At 64.0% G+C, this 19,816-nt stretch carries 17 protein-coding genes and 3 pseudogenes; 12 read left to right on the top strand and 8 right to left on the bottom strand.

Annotated elements, in window-relative coordinates:
• Positions 1-3 precede the first annotated feature (3 nt).
• Genes EVC45_RS28405 through EVC45_RS28385 form a run of 5 tightly spaced genes read left to right on the top strand, consistent with a single transcriptional unit; the run spans position 4 to position 5,980 of the window.
• Positions 4-1,749 (top strand): carbamoyltransferase C-terminal domain-containing protein, encoded by a 1,746-nt coding sequence (locus EVC45_RS28405; protein WP_129961517.1) that lies wholly within the window; start codon positions 4-6, stop codon positions 1,747-1,749.
• A complete protein-coding gene (locus EVC45_RS28400; protein WP_129961516.1) occupies positions 1,746-2,834 on the top strand; it encodes a glycosyltransferase family 2 protein in 1,089 nt (362 codons plus the stop codon). The genes EVC45_RS28405 and EVC45_RS28400 overlap by 4 nt, the downstream gene beginning before the upstream one ends.
• A complete protein-coding gene (locus EVC45_RS28395) occupies positions 2,831-3,970 on the top strand; it encodes a glycosyltransferase family 9 protein (protein ID WP_129961515.1) in 1,140 nt (379 codons plus the stop codon). The genes EVC45_RS28400 and EVC45_RS28395 overlap by 4 nt, the downstream gene beginning before the upstream one ends.
• Entirely contained in the window at positions 3,960-4,916 is a 957-nt protein-coding gene (locus EVC45_RS28390) for a glycosyltransferase family 4 protein (RefSeq protein ID WP_129961514.1), read from the top strand. The genes EVC45_RS28395 and EVC45_RS28390 overlap by 11 nt, the downstream gene beginning before the upstream one ends.
• A gap of 50 nt (positions 4,917-4,966) precedes the next feature.
• Positions 4,967-5,980 carry a UDP-glucuronic acid decarboxylase family protein gene (locus EVC45_RS28385; RefSeq protein ID WP_129961513.1) on the top strand — a complete coding sequence of 338 codons (1,014 nt, stop codon included), beginning with the start codon at positions 4,967-4,969 and terminating at the stop codon, positions 5,978-5,980.
• A 47-nt stretch (positions 5,981-6,027) separates the two neighbouring features.
• On the opposite strand, the gene EVC45_RS28380 is transcribed toward EVC45_RS28385, so the two are convergent.
• Positions 6,028-7,128 (bottom strand): SDR family oxidoreductase, encoded by a 1,101-nt coding sequence (locus tag EVC45_RS28380; RefSeq protein WP_248295285.1) that lies wholly within the window; start codon positions 7,126-7,128, stop codon positions 6,028-6,030.
• Between the two features lie 88 nt (positions 7,129-7,216).
• Entirely contained in the window at positions 7,217-7,384 is a 168-nt protein-coding gene (locus tag EVC45_RS46240) for a hypothetical protein (protein WP_211193491.1), read from the bottom strand.
• Here EVC45_RS46240 and EVC45_RS28375 point away from each other — a divergent pair.
• A pseudogene (locus EVC45_RS28375) lies at positions 7,368-8,036 on the top strand (sorbosone dehydrogenase family protein); the annotation flags it as partial. The gene EVC45_RS46240 and the pseudogene EVC45_RS28375 overlap by 17 nt on opposite strands.
• 68 nt (positions 8,037-8,104) lie before the next feature.
• Here the strand turns inward: EVC45_RS28375 and EVC45_RS28370 are convergent.
• From EVC45_RS28370 to EVC45_RS28360, 3 genes are all read right to left on the bottom strand, one after another.
• A complete protein-coding gene (locus EVC45_RS28370) occupies positions 8,105-9,640 on the bottom strand; it encodes a CYTH and CHAD domain-containing protein (RefSeq protein ID WP_129961567.1) in 1,536 nt (511 codons plus the stop codon).
• A 143-nt stretch (positions 9,641-9,783) separates the two neighbouring features.
• Positions 9,784-10,086 carry a hypothetical protein gene (locus EVC45_RS28365; RefSeq protein WP_248295283.1) on the bottom strand — a complete coding sequence of 101 codons (303 nt, stop codon included), beginning with the start codon at positions 10,084-10,086 and terminating at the stop codon, positions 9,784-9,786.
• Positions 10,083-10,457 (bottom strand): phage holin family protein, encoded by a 375-nt coding sequence (locus EVC45_RS28360; protein WP_129961512.1) that lies wholly within the window; start codon positions 10,455-10,457, stop codon positions 10,083-10,085. Before EVC45_RS28360 ends, EVC45_RS28365 begins: the two co-directional genes overlap by 4 nt.
• A gap of 231 nt (positions 10,458-10,688) precedes the next feature.
• Between EVC45_RS28360 and EVC45_RS28355 the strand changes: the two genes are divergently transcribed.
• The 5 genes and pseudogenes from EVC45_RS28355 to EVC45_RS28335 all read left to right on the top strand — a co-directional run bounded on the left by EVC45_RS28355 (position 10,689) and on the right by EVC45_RS28335 (position 15,004).
• The gene (locus tag EVC45_RS28355; protein ID WP_129961511.1) at positions 10,689-12,428 is read left to right on the top strand and encodes an ATP-dependent DNA helicase RecQ; all 1,740 of its coding nucleotides are present in this window, start codon (positions 10,689-10,691) and stop codon (positions 12,426-12,428) included.
• Between the two features lie 247 nt (positions 12,429-12,675).
• Positions 12,676-13,275 (top strand): hemerythrin domain-containing protein, encoded by a 600-nt coding sequence (locus EVC45_RS28350; protein ID WP_129961510.1) that lies wholly within the window; start codon positions 12,676-12,678, stop codon positions 13,273-13,275.
• Positions 13,276-13,589: 314 nt separating this feature from the next.
• Positions 13,590-14,132: a DUF4142 domain-containing protein gene (locus EVC45_RS28345; RefSeq protein ID WP_129961509.1), complete on the top strand. Its 543-nt coding sequence runs from the start codon at positions 13,590-13,592 to the stop codon at positions 14,130-14,132.
• Between the two features lie 81 nt (positions 14,133-14,213).
• Positions 14,214-14,336: pseudogene (locus EVC45_RS46965) on the top strand (DUF72 domain-containing protein); the annotation flags it as partial.
• Positions 14,337-14,536: 200 nt separating this feature from the next.
• Positions 14,537-15,004, top strand: a complete 468-nt coding sequence (locus EVC45_RS28335; RefSeq protein ID WP_129961508.1) for a PRC-barrel domain-containing protein — start codon at positions 14,537-14,539, stop codon at positions 15,002-15,004.
• A 480-nt stretch (positions 15,005-15,484) separates the two neighbouring features.
• Here EVC45_RS28335 and EVC45_RS46960 read toward each other — a convergent pair.
• From EVC45_RS46960 to EVC45_RS28320, 3 genes and pseudogenes are all read right to left on the bottom strand, one after another.
• Positions 15,485-15,792, bottom strand: a pseudogene (locus EVC45_RS46960) (cytochrome c oxidase assembly protein); the annotation flags it as partial.
• A gap of 136 nt (positions 15,793-15,928) precedes the next feature.
• The gene (locus tag EVC45_RS28325; protein ID WP_129961507.1) at positions 15,929-17,137 is read right to left on the bottom strand and encodes a zinc-dependent alcohol dehydrogenase; all 1,209 of its coding nucleotides are present in this window, start codon (positions 17,135-17,137) and stop codon (positions 15,929-15,931) included.
• 34 nt (positions 17,138-17,171) lie between these two features.
• Positions 17,172-17,735, bottom strand: a complete 564-nt coding sequence (locus EVC45_RS28320; RefSeq protein ID WP_129961506.1) for a hemerythrin domain-containing protein — start codon at positions 17,733-17,735, stop codon at positions 17,172-17,174.
• Positions 17,736-19,187: 1,452 nt separating this feature from the next.
• On the opposite strand from EVC45_RS28320, the gene EVC45_RS28300 reads away from it, so the two are divergent.
• Positions 19,188-19,568 carry a hypothetical protein gene (locus EVC45_RS28300; RefSeq protein ID WP_129961505.1) on the top strand — a complete coding sequence of 127 codons (381 nt, stop codon included), beginning with the start codon at positions 19,188-19,190 and terminating at the stop codon, positions 19,566-19,568.
• The last annotated feature ends 248 nt before the right edge of the window (positions 19,569-19,816 follow it).

Genomic DNA, 19,816 nt, shown 5'->3' with positions numbered 1-19,816 from the left:
GCCATGTATACACTCGGAATCAATGCGGTCTATCACGACAGCGCGGCCGCGCTGCTGCGCGACGGCGTGGTGCTCGCCGCCGCCGAAGACGAACGCTTCACGCACGTCAAGCATGCGAAACGTCCGGTGCCGTTCTCGACCTGGCAGTTGCCGTTCGACGCGATCGACTACTGCCTGAAAGCCGCCGGCATCACGCTCGCTGACATCGATCACGTCGCTTACTCGTACGACCCCACGCTGTTCGGCGGCATGCCGAAGAAGCCGGGCGCGACGATCGAGCTACCGTTCGATCCGGCCGGCACGCGTCCCGACAATCCGTCCGCGTCGCCGTGGGATCCGCTATTTCTCAGCTATATCGCCAACGCGAAGGGCCAGCTGCTCGACGGCGCGCCGCATCATCTGCGCAAGCGCTTCCAGGGTGTGGACCGCGGGCACGGCTTCGCATGGCACTTCGTCGAGCATCATCTCGCGCACGAGGCGAGCGCGTTTCTCGCCGCGCCGTTCGACGACACCGCCGTGCTGACGATGGACGGCCGCGGCGAAGGTGTGACGACCAGCATGGGCCAATTCGTCGGCGGCGAGTACAGGCGTCTGAAACAGGTCGAACTGCCGCACTCGCTCGGCTTGCTGTATGAAGCGGTGACCGACTGGCTCGGCTTCCTGCACTCCTCGGACGAGTACAAGGTGATGGCGCTCGCGTCGTACGGCAAGCCGGCCTATGTCGACGTATTCCGCGAGATCGTCCGCTATCGGCAGGACGGCAGCTATACCGTCGATGCGCCGCGTCTGACCGAGCGCTTCGGTCCCGCGCGCCAACGCGGCGGCCCGCTCGGGCAACGCCACTTCGACATTGCCAATTCGTTGCAGCGCGTGCTCGAGGAGACCGTACTGGAACTCGCGCACTGGCTGCATCGGCAGACCGGCTTGAGCCGGCTCGCCATGGCAGGCGGTGTCGCTCTGAACTGCGTGATGAACTCGAAGGTGCGCGATGCGGGCCCGTTCAGCGACGTGTGGGTGCAACCGGCGGCCGGCGATGCCGGCACCGCGCTCGGCGCGGCGCTGTGGACCGATCATCGCGAGCGTGCCGCGCGCGGCGACCGCGAGCGTCACTGGAAAATGGATCACGCGTACCTCGGGCCGGAATACAGCGACGCGGAAATCGAGCAGTTTCTGCGCTGGTCAAAAGTACCCTACCGGCGCCTCGACGATATCGCCGGCGAGAGCGCCGATCTGCTCGCGCAAGGCAAGGTAATCGGCTGGTATCAGGGCCGCACGGAATTCGGGCCGCGCGCGCTCGGTGCGCGCTCGATCCTCGCGTCGCCGATCGATCCGCATATGCAGGCGAAGCTCAACGAGATCAAGGATCGCGAGGACTTCCGTCCGGTCGCGCCGGTCGTCATGGAAGAGGAAGCCAATGAATGGTTCGTCGATGGTCAAACAGCACCGTTCATGCTGTTCATCTTCGACGTGCGGGCCGACAAGGCCGCGCGCATTCCGGCCGTGCGGCATGTGGACGGCACCGCGCGCGTGCAGACGATCAGCCGCGCGCAGCACCCGCTGTACTACGACCTGCTCGCCGCGTTCAAGCAGCGCACCGGCGTGCCGATTCTCGTCAATACGTCGTTCAACACGCGCGGCGAGCCGATGGTGAATTCGCCACGCGACGCGGTCGAGTCGTTCTGGACCTCGCCGCTCGACGCGCTCGTGATCGGTCCATTTCTCGTCGACAAGACAGGGGGCGGTCTATGACTGCGTCGGTCATGTGTCCGGCGCCACTGCATGGCGGCGTGGCAACGCGATATAGCAGCGAGGATGCCGAGGAAACTGGCCGCTCGCAGAGCACGCCGTCGTGGCCCGATGTATCGGTGGTCGTGCCCACCTACCGCCGTCCCGAGATGCTCGCGAACTGCCTCACCGCGCTGTGCGCGCAGCAGTTCGCGTCATACCGCTACGAGATCGTGGTCTGCGACGACGGTCCCGACGACGCCACGCGCGCCTGCGTCGAACGATTCGCGCGCGAGCAGGCGCCGCGCGGACTGGAAGTGCGCTACCTGCCGGTCGCGCGAACGCAGGGGCCGGCCGGCGCGCGCAATGCGGGCTGGCAGTATGCGCGCGCTTCGCTGATCGCCTTCACCGACGACGACACGCTGCCCGATCGGCACTGGCTGACGGCCGGCGTCGCGGCGCTCGCTTCCGGTGCCGCGGCGGCAGCCGGCCGGATCGTCGTGCCGCTGCCCGAACTGCCGGATCTGCCGACCGACTACGAAGCCGACGCGAGCGGCCTCGCGCGTGCCGAGTTTGCGACCGCGAACGTGTTCGTCACGCGCGAGGCGCTCGTCGCGACCGGCGGCTTCGACGAACGGTTCACGTCGGCGTGGCGAGAGGATTCGGACCTGCAGTTCACGCTGCTTACCGCCGGCGGCCAGATCGTGCGGGCCCGCGACGCAGTGGTCGTGCATCCGGTGCGGCCTGCACGCTGGGGCGTCAGCATCGCGCAGCAGAAAAAAAGCCAGTTCGACGCGCTGCTTTATCGCAAGCATCCCGAGCTGTTTCGAACGCGCATCCGCTCGCGGCCGCCGCTGCTGTACTACGCGATTCTCATCGCCGCGTTGCTCGCGATCGGCGGTGCGCTCGCGAATCTGGCGACGCTCGCCGGCGCGGGTCTGGTCGCGTGGTGCGCGTTGACCGGCCATTTCTGCGCGCGGCGCCTGCGCGGGCGCAACCACGGCTGGCGCCACGTCGCCGAAATGATCTGGACGTCGATCCCGATTCCGTTCCTGTCGATCTACTGGCGGCTCTATGGCGCCATCCGTTTCAAGGTGTTCTTTCCATGACCGCACCCTCGCTGCTGGCGGCGCTCGCGCCGCGCCGTATCGTCGTGTTTCGCGCGCTGCAACTCGGCGACATGCTGTGCGCGGTGCCCGCGCTGCGCGCGCTGCGCGCGGCCGCGCCGGATGCGCATATCGCGCTGATCGGACTGCCGTGGGCGCACGCGTTCGTCGAACGCTATGCGTCGCTCATCGACGAACTGATCTTATTTCCGGGCGCCGTGGGGTTTCCCGAGCAGGCCGAGTCGAACGACGGCTTGCCCGCGTTCTTCGCGCGGATGCGCAACCGGCGTTTCGATCTGGCTATCCAGTTGCACGGCAGCGGCGGCGTCGCCAACGATCTGCTGCATCGGCTCGGCGCGCGTGCCGACGCCGGCTTCGTGCAGCCGGACGAGGCGCCGCGCGAAGGCTGCTTCATCGATTGGCCCGATGCATTGACCGAACCCGAGCGTTATCTCGCGCTGATGAGCGCGCTCGGCGCGCAGGCGCACGACCGGCGCCTGACGATTCCACTCACCGAGGTCGATCTCGACGAGTACACCGCGTTGTGCGCGTATCACGGCATCGAAGACGAGCGGCTCGTGCTGGTTCACCCCGGCTCGCAATTGTCATCGCGCCGCTGGCCCGCCGAACGCTTCGCGGCCGTCGCCGACCATCTCGCCGCGGACGGCTGGCAAATCGCGATCACCGGCACAGCCGCCGAAGCGCCACTGACCTGTTCGGTGCTCGGCGCGATGAGCGCACCCGCGTTGCATCTGGCCGGCGCGACGTCGCTCGGCGGACTGGCTGCGCTCGTCGCGCATGCGCGGCTCGTCATTTGCAACGACACCGGTATCTCGCACATCGCCGCGGCGATGGCGACCGGGTCGGTCGTTATCGCGTGCGGCAGCGACACGCGGCGCTGGGCACCGCTCGATCATGCGCGGCATCGCGTGCTGGCCGACTATCCGGCGTGCCGTCCGTGCATGTTCCGCGACTGCCCTTACGGTCATCCGTGCGCGCTGAACATCAGCGTCGAACGTGTCGTCGAGACCGCCCGCGAACAGCTTGCGCGCGCGCCTGGCGCGCAACCGGGCGCACCCGGGAGCCTGCATCAGGAAACCGTTTCGCTGTCTTACGAGGATCTGCACCATGCTGCGTAATTGCCGCCGGCTGCGCGTGCTGACCTGGCACGTGCACGGCAACTACATGTATTACCTGAGCCAGACGCCGCACGATTTCTACCTGGTGACGAAACCCGGCCATCCGCCCGGCTATGCCGGCAAGGTCGGCGTCTTGCCGTGGGGCGACAACGTGCATGAGATCGCGATCGACGACGTCGCCAATCACGAATTCGACGTGGTGCTGTACCAGCATCGCACGCACTGGGAGCACGACCGCGAGCACGTGCTGAGCGCCGCGCAGCAACGACTGCCGCGCGTCTACGTCGAGCACGATCCGCCGCAGGAAAACCCGTTTCAGCAATGGCATTGGGTCGACGACCCCAGCACGCTGCTGGTTCACGTGACGCACTTTAACCGGCTGATGTGGGACAGCGGCGTCACGCCGACGCGCGTGATCGAACATGGCGTCGTGGTGCCCGACGGCGTTCGCTACAGCGGCGAGTTGCAGCGCGGCATCGTGGTCGTCAATCATCTCGCGCAGCGCGGCCGGCGGCTGGGCGCGGACGTCTTCAGCGAAACGCGCACGCGCGTGCCGCTCGATCTCGTCGGCATGGACGCGCAGCGGCTCGACGGCATCGGCGAAATCGGCAATCTCGATCTGGCCGCGTTCAGCGCGCGCTACCGGTTTTTCTTCAATCCAATCCGCTGGACCAGTCTCGGCCTTGCGATCGTCGAGGCGATGACGATCGGCATGCCGATCGTCGGTCTCGCGACGACCGAGCTCGCCACCGTGATCCGCAACGGCGAAAACGGCTTCGTGCATACCGACGTCGACGCGCTCGTCGACGCGATGCTCGCGCTGCTGCGCGATCCCGGCGAAGCGCGGCGGCTCGGCGAAGGCGCGCGGCGCACGGCGCTGGAGCGCTTTCATATCGACCGTTTCGCGCAGGACTGGCACGACGCGCTGCTGCACGTCACGACATGATGCCGCCTGTTTCTCAACGTTCACGCGGTCCAACCTCAAGATCACGCACCATGAAAGAACTCACCCGCAAGCGCATTCTGGTCACCGGCGGCGCCGGCTTTCTCGGCTCGCATCTGTGCGAGCGGCTCGTCGCGCAGGGACACGACGTGCTGTGCGTCGATAACTTCTACACCGGCACGAAGGACAACATCGCGCATCTGCTCGACTGCGCGAACTTCGAGCTGATGCGTCACGACGTGACGTTCCCGCTGTATGTGGAAGTCGATGAAATCTATAACCTTGCGTGCCCAGCGTCGCCAGTCCACTATCAGCACGATCCGGTGCAGACCACGAAGACCAGCGTGCACGGCGCGATCAATATGCTCGGGCTCGCCAAGCGCGTGAAAGCGCGGATTTTCCAGGCGTCGACCAGCGAGGTGTATGGCGACGCGCTCGTGCATCCGCAGAAGGAAGACTACTGGGGCCACGTGAATCCGATCGGTCCGCGCTCGTGCTACGACGAAGGCAAGCGCTGCGCGGAAACGTTGTTCATCGACTATCGCCGCCAGCATGGTCTGTCGATCCGCATCGCGCGCATCTTCAACACCTATGGCCCGCGCATGCATCCGGCCGACGGCCGCGTGGTGTCGAACTTTATGATGCAGGCGCTGCGCGGCGAACCGCTGACCGTCTATGGCGACGGCACGCAAACGCGTTCGTTCTGCTATGTCGACGATATGATCGACGCCTTCGTGCTTTTGATGAACAGCGCCGACGATCCGGGCGGGCCGGTGAATCTCGGCAACCCGCACGAAGTGTCGATGCGCGAGATCGCGCAGCGCATCGTTGCGGTCACGGGCTCCGCGTCGCCGCTCGAAACACGGCCGCTGCCGGCCGACGATCCGTGGCATCGGCAGCCGGACATTTCGCTAGCGAGCAAACTGCTCGGCTGGCAGCCGGGCACGTCGCTCGACGAAGGCCTGCTGCGCACCGCGCGCTATTTCCGCGCGCGCATCGAGGCGAGTCAGACGCCACCGCATGCGGGCGCGCACGGGCCTCGAATCAGGTCCGCTCACCCTCACTGAGCGAGCGGCGCGGCGATGTCGGCGTCGCCGCGCCCTGTTTCACTCGATCACGGCGGGCCCTCGCCGCCCGTCGCACCGTACACCTGCCCCGTCACGTAGCTCGCGCGCGACATCGCCAGCGCCACATAAATCGGCGCGATCTCAGCGGGCCGACCCGGACGTCCCATCGGCGTGTCGGCGCCGAACTTCTCGAGGTTCTTCATCGTCTGTCCGCCGCTGACCTGCAACGGAGTCCAGAACGGACCGGGCGCTACCGCGTTCACGCGGATTCCGCGCGAGATCATCTGCTTGGCGAGCGACTTCGTGAAGTTCGCGATCGCGGCCTTCGTCATGGCGTAGTCGAGCAGATTGACCGACGGATCGTAGGCATTCACCGAAGTCGTATTGACGATCGCCGCACCCGGCAGCATGTGGGGAATCGCGGCCTTCGTGATCCAGAACATGCCGTACAGATTGGTGCGCAGCGTCCAGTCGAAATCTTCGGTGCTGATGTCGAGGATCGAGTCGTGGCTATGCTGGCGCCCCGCGTTGTTGACGAGGATGTCGAGACCGCCCATGCCGTTGGCCGCTCGATCGACGGCCTGCTTGCAGAACGCCTCGCCGCGAATGTCGCCAGGTATCGCGATCGCGTTGCGGCCCGCGCCGCGAATCAGCGCAACGACTTCGCGCGCGTCGGGCTCCTCGGCCGGGAGATAGATGATCGACACGTCGGCGCCTTCGCGCGCGAACGCGATCGCCGCCGCGCGGCCGATGCCCGAATCGCCGCCGGTGATCAACGCCTTGCGTCCCGCCAGCAGACCACTGCCGCGGTAGCTCGACTCGCCATGATCGGGACGCGGCGTCATGCGGCTCGCGAGACCGGGCCACGGCTGCTCCTGATCCTGAAACGGCGGATGCGGATATAAGTCGCGCGGATCGCTCAGCAACGCGCTCGTCTCTGGCGCGGCTGGCGCAGCCGGTGCATTGGCGCCGCCGCTACCCGGCGTCCCCGGATCAGCGCCAAGCGCGTTGCCCGCGAAGACCGCGGCCAGACCCGCCGCGGCGCTCTGTACCACCTTGCGGCGCGTTTTCGACACGTGATCCGCGCGCGTGTCGTTTTCGGGTGACGACTCGCGGCCCGACGCGCTTGTCGATGGATCGTTGGACATGAGCTTCTCCTTCCATGATGTCCAGACGCTCGAGCAAGCCTTATACCCTTCTATGCCTTTCAATCCCAACGCCCACGCAATTTAGACCTCACGGGCGCGGCTCGCGCCAGTACGTGCACGCGACGGCTATGAAGACCATCGCAGCGATCAGCAGCGGATGCGGCGTGTCCCCGCACGCGAGCGCGCCGGCCATCACGCCGCCGCTATAGCCGAGCCACGCGCCACCGGGCAGCGCGGCTGTGGGCGTCGGCTCCAACAGCAATGTCGGCGAGAATGGACTCGACGTCGAGTATCGTCGCGCGGACGTGCTCGAAGTCGATCCGGCGACCGGCGCAAGCCGCATTTACGCCGCAGGTATTCGTAATCCGACCGGCCTCCAGTGGGAACCGGCGACGGGCCAACTCTGGGCCATCGCGAATGAGCGCGACGAGATCGGCCCAGATCTCGTGCCTGACTATCTGACGTCGGTGAAGGAAAACGCCTTCTACGGCTCGCCATACAGCTACTACGGCCAGCACGTCGATCCCCGCGCTCAACCGCAGCGTCCCGACCTCGTCGCAAAGGCGATTGCCCCAGACTTCTCGATCGGCTCGCATGTCGCGCCGCTGGGACGGATGTTTTATACCGGCGATAACCTGCCCTCGCAGTATCGCGGAGGCGCGTTCATCGGCGAGCACGGCAGTTGGGACTGTTCGCCCTTGAGCGGGTATGTCGTCGCCTACGTCGCGTTTGCGAACGGCAAGCCTGTCGGTGCGCCGAAGGATGTTGTGAGCGGCTTTGCGTCCCCGGATCAGAAGGAGTTGTATGGCGCGCCGGTGGGCGTCGCTCAGGACCGCGACGGTGGCCTTCTGATTGCCGATGACGTCGGTAACACGGTGTGGCGCGTGACGGGAGCAGGCGGCTCATAGCGGCGCGGTCTGTGGCAGGACGTGAACGTCGGCGGCCGACTCACGGTTTTGCAATGCGCTGTGAACCGCTATTGAGGTGGAGAAAGGGACCTGAAGCGCTTCCAGAGTTTCTTCATTGCGTCATGGTCAGCCGCGACCCGCGAAGCCCAGAACCCTTGAGCAAAAGCGGCACCCGCGGCCGCATCAGGGTGCGTGCGCGGCAGCGAATCCAACAGCCGGTCCGCGACCACGGCATCGTTACGCCAACCGAGATCGTCCTGAAGCTCGCTTAGTACTCGCACGTAATCCTGTACGACGGATTTGGGGAAAAGCGAGGCGAAGAACTCCGACGCGTAGCGTAGCTTCTTGGCGGCAATGCGCGCGCGATGGCGACGGCGATCATCGAGATCAGCAAGCCGTTTGCCGCGTTTGAGCAACATGTCGTGCCTGCGGCGCACGACGTCGAAGGCGAACGCCTTGACTCCTTTTTGCTCGGTCTCGCGCTCCTTCGAGGACGCGCTGTCTCGCCAGCCTTTGACATTCAGCCATGCCGTTAGCTGAAGCATGAGGCGCGTATAACGAACGGAATCGACAGCGGCCGCGGCGTGGGAACGCTTTTCCGTCACGATCTGAGCGCACGCATCTTCTACAGCACGCCGTTGTTCCTCATGGTCCGTTTCCGCGAACGCCTGTTCGACGGTTGAGCGGGTTAGCACTTCCCAGTCGCGCGAATCTCCGAGTTCGGATGCGATCCATCGCAATTCGTCCTGAAGCCCCGGATAGGGTGGAATGACCTTGTCAAACAGATCGAGCGCTGAACGCAAACGCCTGAGGCCGACACGCATCTGATGAACGCTCGATGGATCATGCCCGGATACTACGCCGCGTTCGTTCGCGTGAACCTGAGCGAGGCAATTGCGCGCAATCTGGTAGAACGCGTCTTCGATGCTATCGCGTTTGCGTAGCGCGACGGGCCGTGCTTTGACGGGCGCCTCGTGCTTCTTGACCAGCATTTCGTAGCCGCGATCGGCCTTGCTCATAAAGTCGAAGCGCAATGGCACTGTTTGTAGAAGATTCAAAGCAAGCTCATAGAGACGTCCGGGCTCACCCTGCCTCAACTCGATTTCAACGCCAGCGATAGACGTTGAGCGCATTTCGGCTTCAATGACGCCTTCATCGATTGCAAACTCAATCTCTTCTCCGGACTGAAGGTTCAACGGCACGATAGTGCGGCGAATCCGGGTGACGAAGACGGGCGCGAGCTGGGCGGCGCTGGCTTCATCGCGAATGAGCTTGCCAAGATCGCTATTGGACCGTATCGCGTCATGGTACAGCGTCAGATCCGGCGCGTCGCTGCCGACGGGCGTTTCCAGTTCGTCACGCTCGTAGAGTCCGGCGTTCGCCGATCCGTCGAGCTTGATGGTCTGGACCATCGTGTCACCTTGATTTCGCACGCGAAGCGATGCACCACACTGGCGGAACGCCAGGTCAGGCGTGTCGTAGTAGGTGCTCGTGAGCAACATTTCAGTCAGGTCGCCATTTCTTTTGTAATCGGCGAGCACAGGTGCATCGCAGATTTTGCCTACGTCCTCCAGGCTGACCTGCAGCTTCAATTCCCTTTCCATATAAACTCCCTTCCTGAATCGCCCTTTTTCACCGATTGCCGCGATCAGGTCGCCGATTTTCGGTACAGGCGCGGCAGCAAATTCGTCTGCGCTCCTTTCTAAATTGACGCCAAAGTTACCGCACAGCATTCGAGCGCTTCACGTCACTGCGCTATCGACCGCCGCACATTGCTGCCGATCCACGCGGCAAGACCGGAGCGGCCGGCGATCGTCAGCGTGCGGCGCGGCCCGAACACGACGACGCCGACCACGAGAGCGAGAAGCATCGTCACGTGCGGCGCATCGGTGAGTGCCGCCACCACGTTACCGGCGGAAGATCGCAATGGCGTACGAGCAGCCGGCGACGCGGCGTTCCTGCTGGCCACGACCAGGGCGGTTCGCGATGCCTCCATGCGCTCAAGAACGGTGATCCGCGCGAGGTCGAGCGCGTGAAGTTGCTGACTCATTTGAGCGACTCCTTGAGAGCGTCGAGATCACTGCGAATCTCGGCCTTGAGGATATGAAGCGACTGCGCCGGTTTCTGCGCCCGTATGACGAGAAAAGAAACGATGCATACAAGCAGCCATACCACGGCCACGCCCCAAACCACTTCGAGAAAGTAAGGCGTCTGCCACGCCGTGGCGATGATTGCGATGCAGACGAATGACAGCGTGAACAGACCCGCGACGGCCAGCGCCACGAGTGCGCTCAGCTCGCGCACGAGACGCTTGCGCGTCTGCTCGACCTCCAGCGCCAGCAACTCGCTATAGTCGGTGACCCGCTCGACGCAGAATCGCCCAACATGGCGCCACCGCGTGACACTCGCATGGATCGACATTCACTACCTCCTTAACGATCGAACCGGTCTGCCGGGCGTCGCGAGTTTGACGCCAGCCGCGTCGCGGCGGCGCTTGCTGCGCTGAGGGTATGTCGCTTGTCTTGCACTTTGGGCGGTCTCGCGGCCTTGCGATGGACCAGCACGTCACGTTCCCGGCTGCGGCGTCGCTCGGTACGGTGTTTGCTGCGCCGCAGGCTTCCACGCGTCGTTGCCAGCCACCAACCAAGCTTCATGACCAACACCACCACCCCGCGCGACATGTCCGTCCGTCTGAACGCGATGCGCAGAACGCTGCGCGAGGTGTTCGGGATCAGCCGGCTGCGGCCCGGCCAACGGGACATCATCCGCAGCGTGCTCGAACGGCGTGACACGCTCGCCGTAATGCCGACGGGTGCCGGCAAATCATTGTGCTACCAGTTGCCGGCATTGCACCTCGACGGCTGGACGCTCGTCGTGTCTCCGCTGATCGCGCTGATGAAAGACCAGTTCGACAAGCTGCGCGAGACCGGCATCGACGCCTGGCGGATCAATAGCGCGATATCCGCCGCCGAACTGCGCGAGACGTACGACGCGTTGCGCGGCACACGCCGCGGCATCGTGTTCGTCACGCCTGAGCAACTGACGCGGCCCGAGCTTATCGACGCATTGCAGACGCGCTCCCGGCAGCGCATCGAACTCGTGGTCGTCGACGAAGCGCACTGCGTGTCGCAGTGGGGCCACGATTTTCGCCCGGCATTCCTGCGCATCGTCGATGCGGTCAAGGCGCTCGGCAAGCCGCCGATCCTCGCGCTGACCGCGACGGCGACACCGGACATTCGCGCGGACATCGTGCGTTCGCTCGGCCTGCGCGAGCCGCGCATCGTGAACACTGGCGTGTATCGCGACAATCTTCACTATCGCGTCACGCAGGTGTCGGTCGCGGGCGGTCATCAGCGCGCGTCGACGCGCGCGAAAGAGGCGAAAGCGGCCGCGTTGCGCGCGCTGCTCGCGAGCCATACGGGTCGAGGAATCGTCTACACGGCGACCGTGCGCGAAGCCGAGCAACTGGCCGCGACGGTGCACGGCTGGGAAGTTGCCGCGGCCTGCTATCACGGCCGCATGTCCGGGCGCGAGCGGCACGATGCGCAGGAGCGCTTCGTATCCGGTGACGTGCGCGTGATGATCGCGACCAACGCATTCGGGATGGGTGTGGACATTCCCTATATCCGCTTTGTCGTCCACTACCAGATGCCCGGCAGCATCGATGCGTATTACCAGGAAAGCGGACGCGCCGGACGCGACGGCAACGTCGCGCGCTGCGAGCTGCTGTTCGATCTGAACGATCGACGCGTGCAGCAGTTTCTCGCGCTGGGCCGCTATCCCGATGCCGCGCTGCTGCGCCGAATCCGCGACGCGCTCGCTCAGTGCACGAAACCTCTCGGTGCTGGCGTGAGCGCGCGCGAACTGCTCGATGTGGTGCCGGACGTCGGCCGCAACAAGCTCGCAGTCGCGCTGATGATGCTGACCGACGCGCGGCACGTGTCGCGCGACCGAATGCAGCGGTATGCGTTACGCGAAGCTGGCGAGGACAGCGCGATCGATGCCGCGGTCGAACGCTACGCGCAGATCGCGACGCGTGATCGCGAGGCCCTCCAGCAGATGATCGACTACGCGCAAACCGGCGGCTGTCGATGGCGCGTGATGCTCGAATATTTCGACGATGCGCAGGGTTTCGAGCGCTGCGGTACCTGCGACAACTGCCTGAACCCGCTTGAAGCGACACTCGAAGCGCAACGAACCGCTCCCGACGACAAAAAACCTCCGCGCCGCGCCGGCAAGAACCCGCGCTTCGGCCGCGGCGACGCCGTGCGCGTACGCAAGTACGGCTCGGGCCACGTCGTTTTTTCAACCGACGAACAGGTCGCTGTGCTGTTTCCCGATGGCACAACCCGCACGTTCATGGCCAGGTTCGTAAAGGAAGAGAACGCGTGATGCTGCTGTTCGCGCATACGTCTGTCCGTCATCCGTGAGGCGAGCGTTTGCCACGCCCGAACCGGAGCGCCGCCACAAAAAACGCACCTGTTCGCCCACGAGGCCGATGCCATGGACTCTGCGTTGAACGCCGGTACGAGAGGCAATGAGGGCCGCTAGCGGACGCCGGCAACCGGCTGAGCGTTTGTTGGCCAGCAGGAATGGCGCATGCGATATCCCCCGAAGCCCCCTTCCTTTGGAGACCGCCATGTCTACTGACGCTTCATCGCTGTCGCCGTCGATCACATCGATGATTCGCCTCGATCATATGCACGTGCTCGCCGCTTCGCACCGATATCACGCGTCAACGCCGTGGTGGCGCAAACGCGCGATCGTCAACGGGGTTTGCGACGCGATAGAAATCCATGCGCAACTCGAGGAAGAAATTTTCTATCCGGCGCTCGACCGCGCACTCGGCAATGACGAAACACTGACGAAAAGCCGTCCGGAGCACGACGAGATGCGCACGACGATCGCGAAGCTGCGCGCAATCGGACCCGAAAACGCCGCCTATGACGGTCTCTTTTTTCATCTGATCCGCGAAGTCACTCATCATGTCGCCGACGAGGAAACCATCCTGCTGCCCGAGGCCGAGCGCGTGCTTAAAAACGAACTGCAGTCGCTCGGCGCCGCGATGACGCGCCGCCGGATGCAGTTGCTCGGCGAGCGCCCGATGGACATCGCGATGAATGCCGCGGGTACGTTTCCGATCGCTACGCTGCTGCTGGGATCGACTTTATTGCTTGCCCTGAGGCATTGCCTGCCAAGGTCGCGTCGCGCGGCGCGGACCCGGCGTCAATTGCAGTAGCGGATTCACTAATGACTGGCGCGGCCGCGCTTCGTCTCGGCCGCGGGCAGCCACACGTCGCCGCGCCCAGCGCGAGGCTCGGGGCGCGTACCCGATGTTGCGCGACTTCCGCGTAGACGCTCGTTTCAAGCACGCACCCATTGCGACATGCAACGCCTGCGGGTCCGCGGTGTTCTATATGTCGCGCAGCGACCGTGGATAGAGCGACGCGAGATGTGTGCGCGGACGTTGGTATGGCGCTTGCGGCACGTCGTTGGAAGCGTGTCATCCGACCCGCTTGCCGCATCCCCTTTGGATTCTGTAAAGGAGAAAACATGAAGCGCGTAACCGCCATTGCTGCACTATGCTTCGGACTTTTCGTCATCCCGCATATTGCCGGCGCGCAAACCGAGGCCGCCTCGACCACGGCCGCCAATCCACTGCCCCAGGCCGACAAGGATTTCGTGCAGGCGGCGAGCATGTCGTCGTCGACCGAGATCGACGCGGCCAAGCTCGCGACGAAGAATTCGAGCGACAAGGACGTGAAATCGTTCGCACATCACATGATGCTCGATCATACGAAGCTCACGATGCAATTGAAGATGGCCGCGCCCCACGGCGTGGCAGTGCCAAAAGACAATTCCGATACTGAAGTGCTCGACTCCCTGAAGAATTTGCACGGCAAGGCGTTCGATCAGGCGTATATCCAGAAGGTCGGTTTGCAGGGCCATCAGGACGCAGTGAGCGCGTTCAACAAGGAGATTTCGGACGGACAGAACGCCGATCTGAAGAAGGCCGCTCAAAAGGCGCTCCCCACCATCGAGGAGCACTACAAGATGGCGCAGGATCTCGCGGCGAAAAAGGGCGTAACGCAATGAAGTGTGAACAACGTCCGCATTGCGCGCGACCAACGGACGAATAGGCGTCTCGGCCCGCTTTCAATCGGGGAGGCCAGCACGATGCGTGAAGTGCGGATTGGCATTTCGGGCTGGCGCTACGACGGCTGGCGCGGCGCTTTTTGCTTGCCGCAAAAACGCGAGCTCGAATTCGCGTTGTGTGTCGTGCAGACCATCGAAACCAACTCGCAGTAAGGCGATATTCGCCCGTCGCGTGCGGCTCTTGTATGCGAATACGCGTCCAGGTTCGTCGGGCATTCTGGGACGCCTCGCCTAACTGCCAGGTAGGCTGACGATTGAGCTATGACCTCGTCAGAGCAGATTTCCCTGGCAGGCATGGCCGTTGCGCACGGGAAAATACCGAGAGAAAACATTGGGAGAATATTATGAGCACCTTTGATCAAAAACGGTCGACCGGTGAAGCCGGCGCACGGATAGTTGGCGGGGGCGTAGGCGAGGGACCGGGGCCGGACGTGATGGCCGCCGACACGCTGGACGGCAATAAGGTGATCACGGCCGACGGCGAACATGTCGGCAAGATTTCGGACATCATGCTCGACGTCCGTAGCGGTCGCGTCGCCTACGCTGTCCTGTCTGAAGGAGGTTTCCTCGGCATGGGCAGCACGCTACACGCGATTCCGTGGAATGCACTCACCCTCGACACGGCGGAAGAGTGTTTCCGAGTTGACATCACGGCGCAACGAATAAAGGATGACCCGGGGTTCGACAAGGACCACTGGCCGTCAATGGCTGATCCAACGTGGGGAACCCAGCTGCATCAGTACTACAACCGACGACCATACTGGTCCGCTACGGACTCGGCGGACATACCGCTTGGTCCGACAGACGTGTGAGGGCATACCCAGAGGCGACACTGCTCGCGTCATTTTCCGCACCTGGGCCGACGGGTCTGCACGTTTCCCGGCGGATACCGCCGGTCCCTTGCGGATCGAAGGCAATGCCGATTGTCGACTTCCGCCGCAACCTCGGGGACGGGAAGTTCCTTTTATTCGTTTCCCTACCGCAGCTGGGATGACTGTTTGGGGGACCGTTGGTCGCACCTGAAGCGAATCACTGGTCCGATGAGGTTCAACGTCCTGACCGCGTCGAGCAACACCGGTCGTGATGGCCAAGATTGCGCAGAAGATCAGCACGGCGCCGTTCCCGGCGGTAATGGGAAATCACGCTACACGCGGCCATCGGCCGGGTGGACGTCGCGTCGGACGCAATCAGACCGTGCCATGCCGGTAGCACTCACGACGACGCGCAAGTTTCGCGAGCACGCTACGCCCGCTGACCTGTCAGCGCAGCGCGCGTCTACGCGATGATGAGGGGCCGAGCGCACTCGTGTGACTCATCGTCGTGAATAGCGACAGCATCCCGCGACCGCCGTTGCCGCGGGGCGCGCCGTCGCCCCGTCACGGTTCACCAGAAGATCCCCGCGCTGAGCAAGGGGCTCGCGTGCTGCAACGAATGTACCGCCGGACGCGCAAGCGCGACTTCGAGCAACGTCGCCGCGAACCACCCTCAACAAAGCGACGGGATGCAGCGCCCAGACCCACAAGGCGAGCGGACGCCCAGCGACACACAGAGGCATCGCGATCGGCATCATCGATTCGTGGTGCACCGTATGCGCGGAAAACGGCTGCAGCCCGCGCGAGCCGGCGCCGCGTCGCGCGGACTTTTGCCGGGATGCGTTCGTCCGCAATCATGGACTTATAGAGAGGACTGTCTCCAGCGACGCTTCAAGTGAATCAGGCCCATGCCCTGTGTACTAGTCAAGGCACCAGCTTCACTTTGATCCAACCCGGCTCCCGCCGGTCGAACTCGCGGTACGCCGCGATCGCATCGACTAGCGGCTCGCGCTGAGTCAACACCGCAAGCGGATCGAACGTGCCGTTGCGTACGAGTTCGATCAACCGCGGGGTCAGCGCCCGATGGTTGCAGTTGCCCATGCGCAGCACCAGGTTGCGGTTCATCGCCTCGCCGATCGGAAACACTCGATCGGTCGGCGGATACACACCGATGATCGCCACCGTGCCTGCCTTTGCCACCGCGCGCACCGCCCACTGCAACACCTGCGTCGGGCCGCTCCCGGGCTGCCAGTTGTCCCCGTCGGGTCTCGTCCGCGGCGCGATCTCCTTGACCTCCTGATCGAACAGTTTCTGCTGGTCCTTCTCTTTCTGCGCGGCGGGTCCGTGCTCCGCGCGTACCGCATCGACGCCGACCGCATCGATCACGCGATCCACGCCGATGCCGCCGGTCAGTTGCAGGATTATGTCGACCGGGTCTTCGTCGTCGAAGTTGATCACTTCGGCGCCTTGTGCCCGCGCCATGTCGAGCCGGGAAGCAACGCGATCGACCACCAGGACGCGGCCCGCGCCCATCAGCTTCGCGCTCGCAATCGCAAATTGCCCCACAGGGCCCGCGCCGAACACCGCAACGGTATCGCCGGTACGGATTCCCGCCAGTTGTGCGCCGAAATAGCCGGTCGGAAAAATATCCGACAGCGTTATTGCGCGGTCGTCGTCAATCTCGTCGGGCAACCGGATCAGGCTTGCGTTCGCGAGCGGCGCGCGTGCGAACTGTGCCTGCAATCCCTGAAACGGTCCAGTCGATTTCGGACCGCCGAAAAATGCCGTGCCGCCGGCCGGCCCATTAGGATTCGCGGTATCGCACTGGGCGGTATAACCGGCGCGGCAATATGAGCAGAAGCCGCACGAGATCGTTGATGGGATTAGCACGCGATCACCCCGGCGCAGATTGCGCACCGAGCGCCCCACTTCCTCGACGATGCCAAGGCCTTCGTGCCCGAGGATCGTGCCGGGCTGCATCTCGCCAAGCGTGCCGCGCACCATGTGCAAATCCGTGCCGCAAATCGCGCTCGACGTGAGTCGCACGAGCGCGTCACTCGGCTGTTGCAATTTCGGGTCCGGCACATTGTCGAGCCGGATATCCCCGATCCCGTGAAAAACCACTGCCTTCATCATCACCTCCGATGCTCGATGGCGTTAGCGCCCATCAGGTCCTGTCGCCGACCGCGCGACTGCCCGCCTCGTCCAGCTTCGCTTGCAGCGTTTGCTTGCGCGCCGCGATCTTTTTGCCGAGCGCGGCGAGATCGCAGCCGGTGCGCCGCAAGGCAGGAAACAGCTCGCCCTCCTCTTCCTCGACGTGATGTCGCACGAGCTCCGACATGACCTTGAACGTCGCATCGAAACCTTTATCGCCAGGCTTCAGCGTCTCGAACTTCCCGATCAACATCTTCACCAGAAAATGCTCGACGTAGGCTTCGTCCACGTCGAGCTTGTCGTCGTCGGGCAGTGCTTGTTGCGCGGCCGGATACAAGAGTTCTTCCTCGATGATCGTGTGCATCGTTAGCTCTTCGCACGCGCGCTGCGCCAGCGCAGCTTTCGTCTCGAGCGCGTCGCGCCCGTCGCCGCCCGATTTGCCGAAGGCATCGAACAGTTTTTCCACGGCGCGGTGATCGGCTTCGAGCAGCGCGAGCGCGTCAGGAGTCTTCGTGGTTTCGCGCGCAGCGCTGAGCTCCGGTTCGTCGGACGGGGAGTTTGTTGTGCGGTCATTCATGGCGGCTCCTTTGATTGATCAAGTTCCTCCGTCGAGCAAACGGCATACCGGGGGCATAGGTCGCGCAGCTTGTGCCGATCTGCCCTCACGCTGTGGCGCGGTGCGAACGTCGCTGACGCATGAATGCATCGGCGTCAGGCAACTCGCGAGCGTGATTCGCGACGCGGACACTTTTGTCGTCGCGCGTTTGACGGCAGGCGGCTGCATTCGCGATGGAACGGCCCCCGCTGAGTTGCAGGCAAATCGGACCGCGGCCAGGAGGCAGCAATGGAATTCGGATTCGGTGGTTTTTGCATCGATCCGACACCGCTTGCCGAAGGCGGCCGCTATTGCGCGCGCGTTACGCGCGAGCGAAGATCTTCACGGGTGATGCGCACGCTGAAATCAAATGGAGCGGCGATCTCGGCGAGTGTGGGTCGGAAGCCGAGGCGGCCGACCGCGCGCGAACCTGGGCCGTGGAATGGTGTGAGCGGCATCGCCGGGCACGCTGACGCGCCCGGCCGCCAGTAGTGACTTTTTCCTGCGATTCCTGCGCTGGGGAATGTCACCGAGCGTCGCGTGAGCATCCAGCATATTTCGCCGATCCCTGTCTCGCCGGATCCGGTCCCTCCCCGAACCGCTCCCGCTCTAAGGGCGCCGCTGCGAACAGATCCATCGCGCACCCGTGGTCGGTGTCATCGTGCCGTCATTCGCTGGATTCGGAGATGTCCGTGTCGAACGTGCCTTCGTTGCCCGTGCCTGTTGAGCCCCGAGGCCATGCGGCGGGATTAAATTGGAATGAGCGAGTCCCGGAGAAACTGCGAAAATTCGTCGATCTGATGCGCGCTCGTCCGGCCGTCCAGCTTGCCATGAAGCATGAGGGGCTGGAATGATGAAGGTCCGGCCGAAAAGGTCCTGATTGGTCCGGAGGCAACCTTTCCTGCGGTCAGATGAGTTCCCGCACTTGGTAGTACCACATGCCCAGAACCGAAGCCCGGGTGCGCGGCATCCTGCCGCCCGAGGACCGCCGATACCCTTTGCGCCGAACACGCCAAATGAAGAAGCGTCGCCGCCAATTGCGTCCGCGAGGATCTTTCCGGCCAGTCCCGCGAACACCGGGCCATGTCCGGAAATGCCTTGCGCTCGGGCGCTTGCCGGTCATCCGTTCTTCTTCTTTGAGCTCGATCGCGAAAGCCATGGTTACCTTCCTTACGGACACGACGGGACTGATCGGATCGGCGCGATAGCACGGGGCGAAGGTGCGACGAGGCCCAAGTGCGTTGTCGCACGTGTGCGGAACATTAGGCCGCGTCGCGTTAGCCGCGTTCGTCGCCATCTCCCGGTTCATGGTCACGAAGATCGTCCAAGTGGCCGCGAGCGTAGCCGCACCTCGGAGCCAGGCGACGTTTGCCGCGCGGGAACGCCCGTTGCTGAGCGTGCATCGTCGATATGAAACGCATAACGGAGACAGAAATGGCCTGCGCGTTTATCGCGGCCGAACCGGGCGACCAGCGGAGCGATGCGACGCCCTCAGGCGCCCGTTGCGCTCGATCGGCTTGCGCCTATTCCGCTGTTGTGCTGACCGCTGACGGCACATCGGTACCGAGCAGACGCGCCGCTGCACCGACCGTTCCGATGCACAATGCGGTCATAAAGCACCTCAGACGTCTCCACTGCTCCGGCTATGACCCGGTCGCGGTCGAGATCGACTTTTCCGCCGGCTTCGACACCGTGGGCAACCGCGCGCAAAGCGCAGGTTGCGAGAGCACCGTCACGCACGCTCGCGCGCCGCCCGTTGCCAATCGCGCGGCCGACGCGTCCGGCTACGCGACGCGTAAAACAGACAGTACCTGACCAGCGTTCAGTTGCGGGAGAAAGGCGATGTCCACTCAGGAATATGCTCCGTATCGTGGCTGCAATATCGAGGTTCACGTCACGCTATCGAAGACGCGTTGGCTTGGTGGCAAGTATCGCCGCTATCGCGTGTCATGGACCGTAACGTTCCCCGGCAATCCGGAACAGGAACCCCGATGGGCAGTTCAAACTCCTCCACTTGCGGGCGGCTAAATTCCCCCAGGCAGGACGAGCGGATTATGCGTCGG

The sequence above is a fragment of the Paraburkholderia sp. UYCP14C genome, assembly GCF_004197395.1.
In the GTDB taxonomy this organism is placed as follows: Bacteria; Pseudomonadota; Gammaproteobacteria; order Burkholderiales; family Burkholderiaceae; genus Paraburkholderia.
Note: the sequence above shows the minus strand (reverse complement) of the source record. Positions and strands in the feature narration are given on the sequence as shown.

Bases quoted from the DNA above. Each gene is read 5' to 3' on its own strand.
- EVC45_RS28350 (WP_129961510.1), top strand. From the start codon at position 12,676: ATGTCTACTGACGCTTCATCGCTGTCGCCGTCGATCACATCGATGATT.
- EVC45_RS28325 (WP_129961507.1), bottom strand. From the start codon at position 17,137: ATGAAGGCAGTGGTTTTTCACGGGATCGGGGATATCCGGCTCGACAAT.
- EVC45_RS28335 (WP_129961508.1), top strand. From the start codon at position 14,537: ATGAGCACCTTTGATCAAAAACGGTCGACCGGTGAAGCCGGCGCACGG.
- EVC45_RS28370 (WP_129961567.1), bottom strand. From the start codon at position 9,640: ATGGAAAGGGAATTGAAGCTGCAGGTCAGCCTGGAGGACGTAGGCAAA.
- EVC45_RS28400 (WP_129961516.1), top strand. From the start codon at position 1,746: ATGACTGCGTCGGTCATGTGTCCGGCGCCACTGCATGGCGGCGTGGCA.
- EVC45_RS28390 (WP_129961514.1), top strand. From the start codon at position 3,960: ATGCTGCGTAATTGCCGCCGGCTGCGCGTGCTGACCTGGCACGTGCAC.
- EVC45_RS28385 (WP_129961513.1), top strand. From the start codon at position 4,967: ATGAAAGAACTCACCCGCAAGCGCATTCTGGTCACCGGCGGCGCCGGC.
- EVC45_RS28300 (WP_129961505.1), top strand. From the start codon at position 19,188: ATGGCCTGCGCGTTTATCGCGGCCGAACCGGGCGACCAGCGGAGCGAT.
- EVC45_RS28320 (WP_129961506.1), bottom strand. From the start codon at position 17,735: ATGAATGACCGCACAACAAACTCCCCGTCCGACGAACCGGAGCTCAGC.
- EVC45_RS28380 (WP_248295285.1), bottom strand. From the start codon at position 7,128: ATGTCCAACGATCCATCGACAAGCGCGTCGGGCCGCGAGTCGTCACCC.
- EVC45_RS28355 (WP_129961511.1), top strand. From the start codon at position 10,689: ATGACCAACACCACCACCCCGCGCGACATGTCCGTCCGTCTGAACGCG.
- EVC45_RS28360 (WP_129961512.1), bottom strand. From the start codon at position 10,457: ATGTCGATCCATGCGAGTGTCACGCGGTGGCGCCATGTTGGGCGATTC.
- EVC45_RS28405 (WP_129961517.1), top strand. From the start codon at position 4: ATGTATACACTCGGAATCAATGCGGTCTATCACGACAGCGCGGCCGCG.
- EVC45_RS28345 (WP_129961509.1), top strand. From the start codon at position 13,590: ATGAAGCGCGTAACCGCCATTGCTGCACTATGCTTCGGACTTTTCGTC.
- EVC45_RS28365 (WP_248295283.1), bottom strand. From the start codon at position 10,086: ATGAGTCAGCAACTTCACGCGCTCGACCTCGCGCGGATCACCGTTCTT.
- EVC45_RS28395 (WP_129961515.1), top strand. From the start codon at position 2,831: ATGACCGCACCCTCGCTGCTGGCGGCGCTCGCGCCGCGCCGTATCGTC.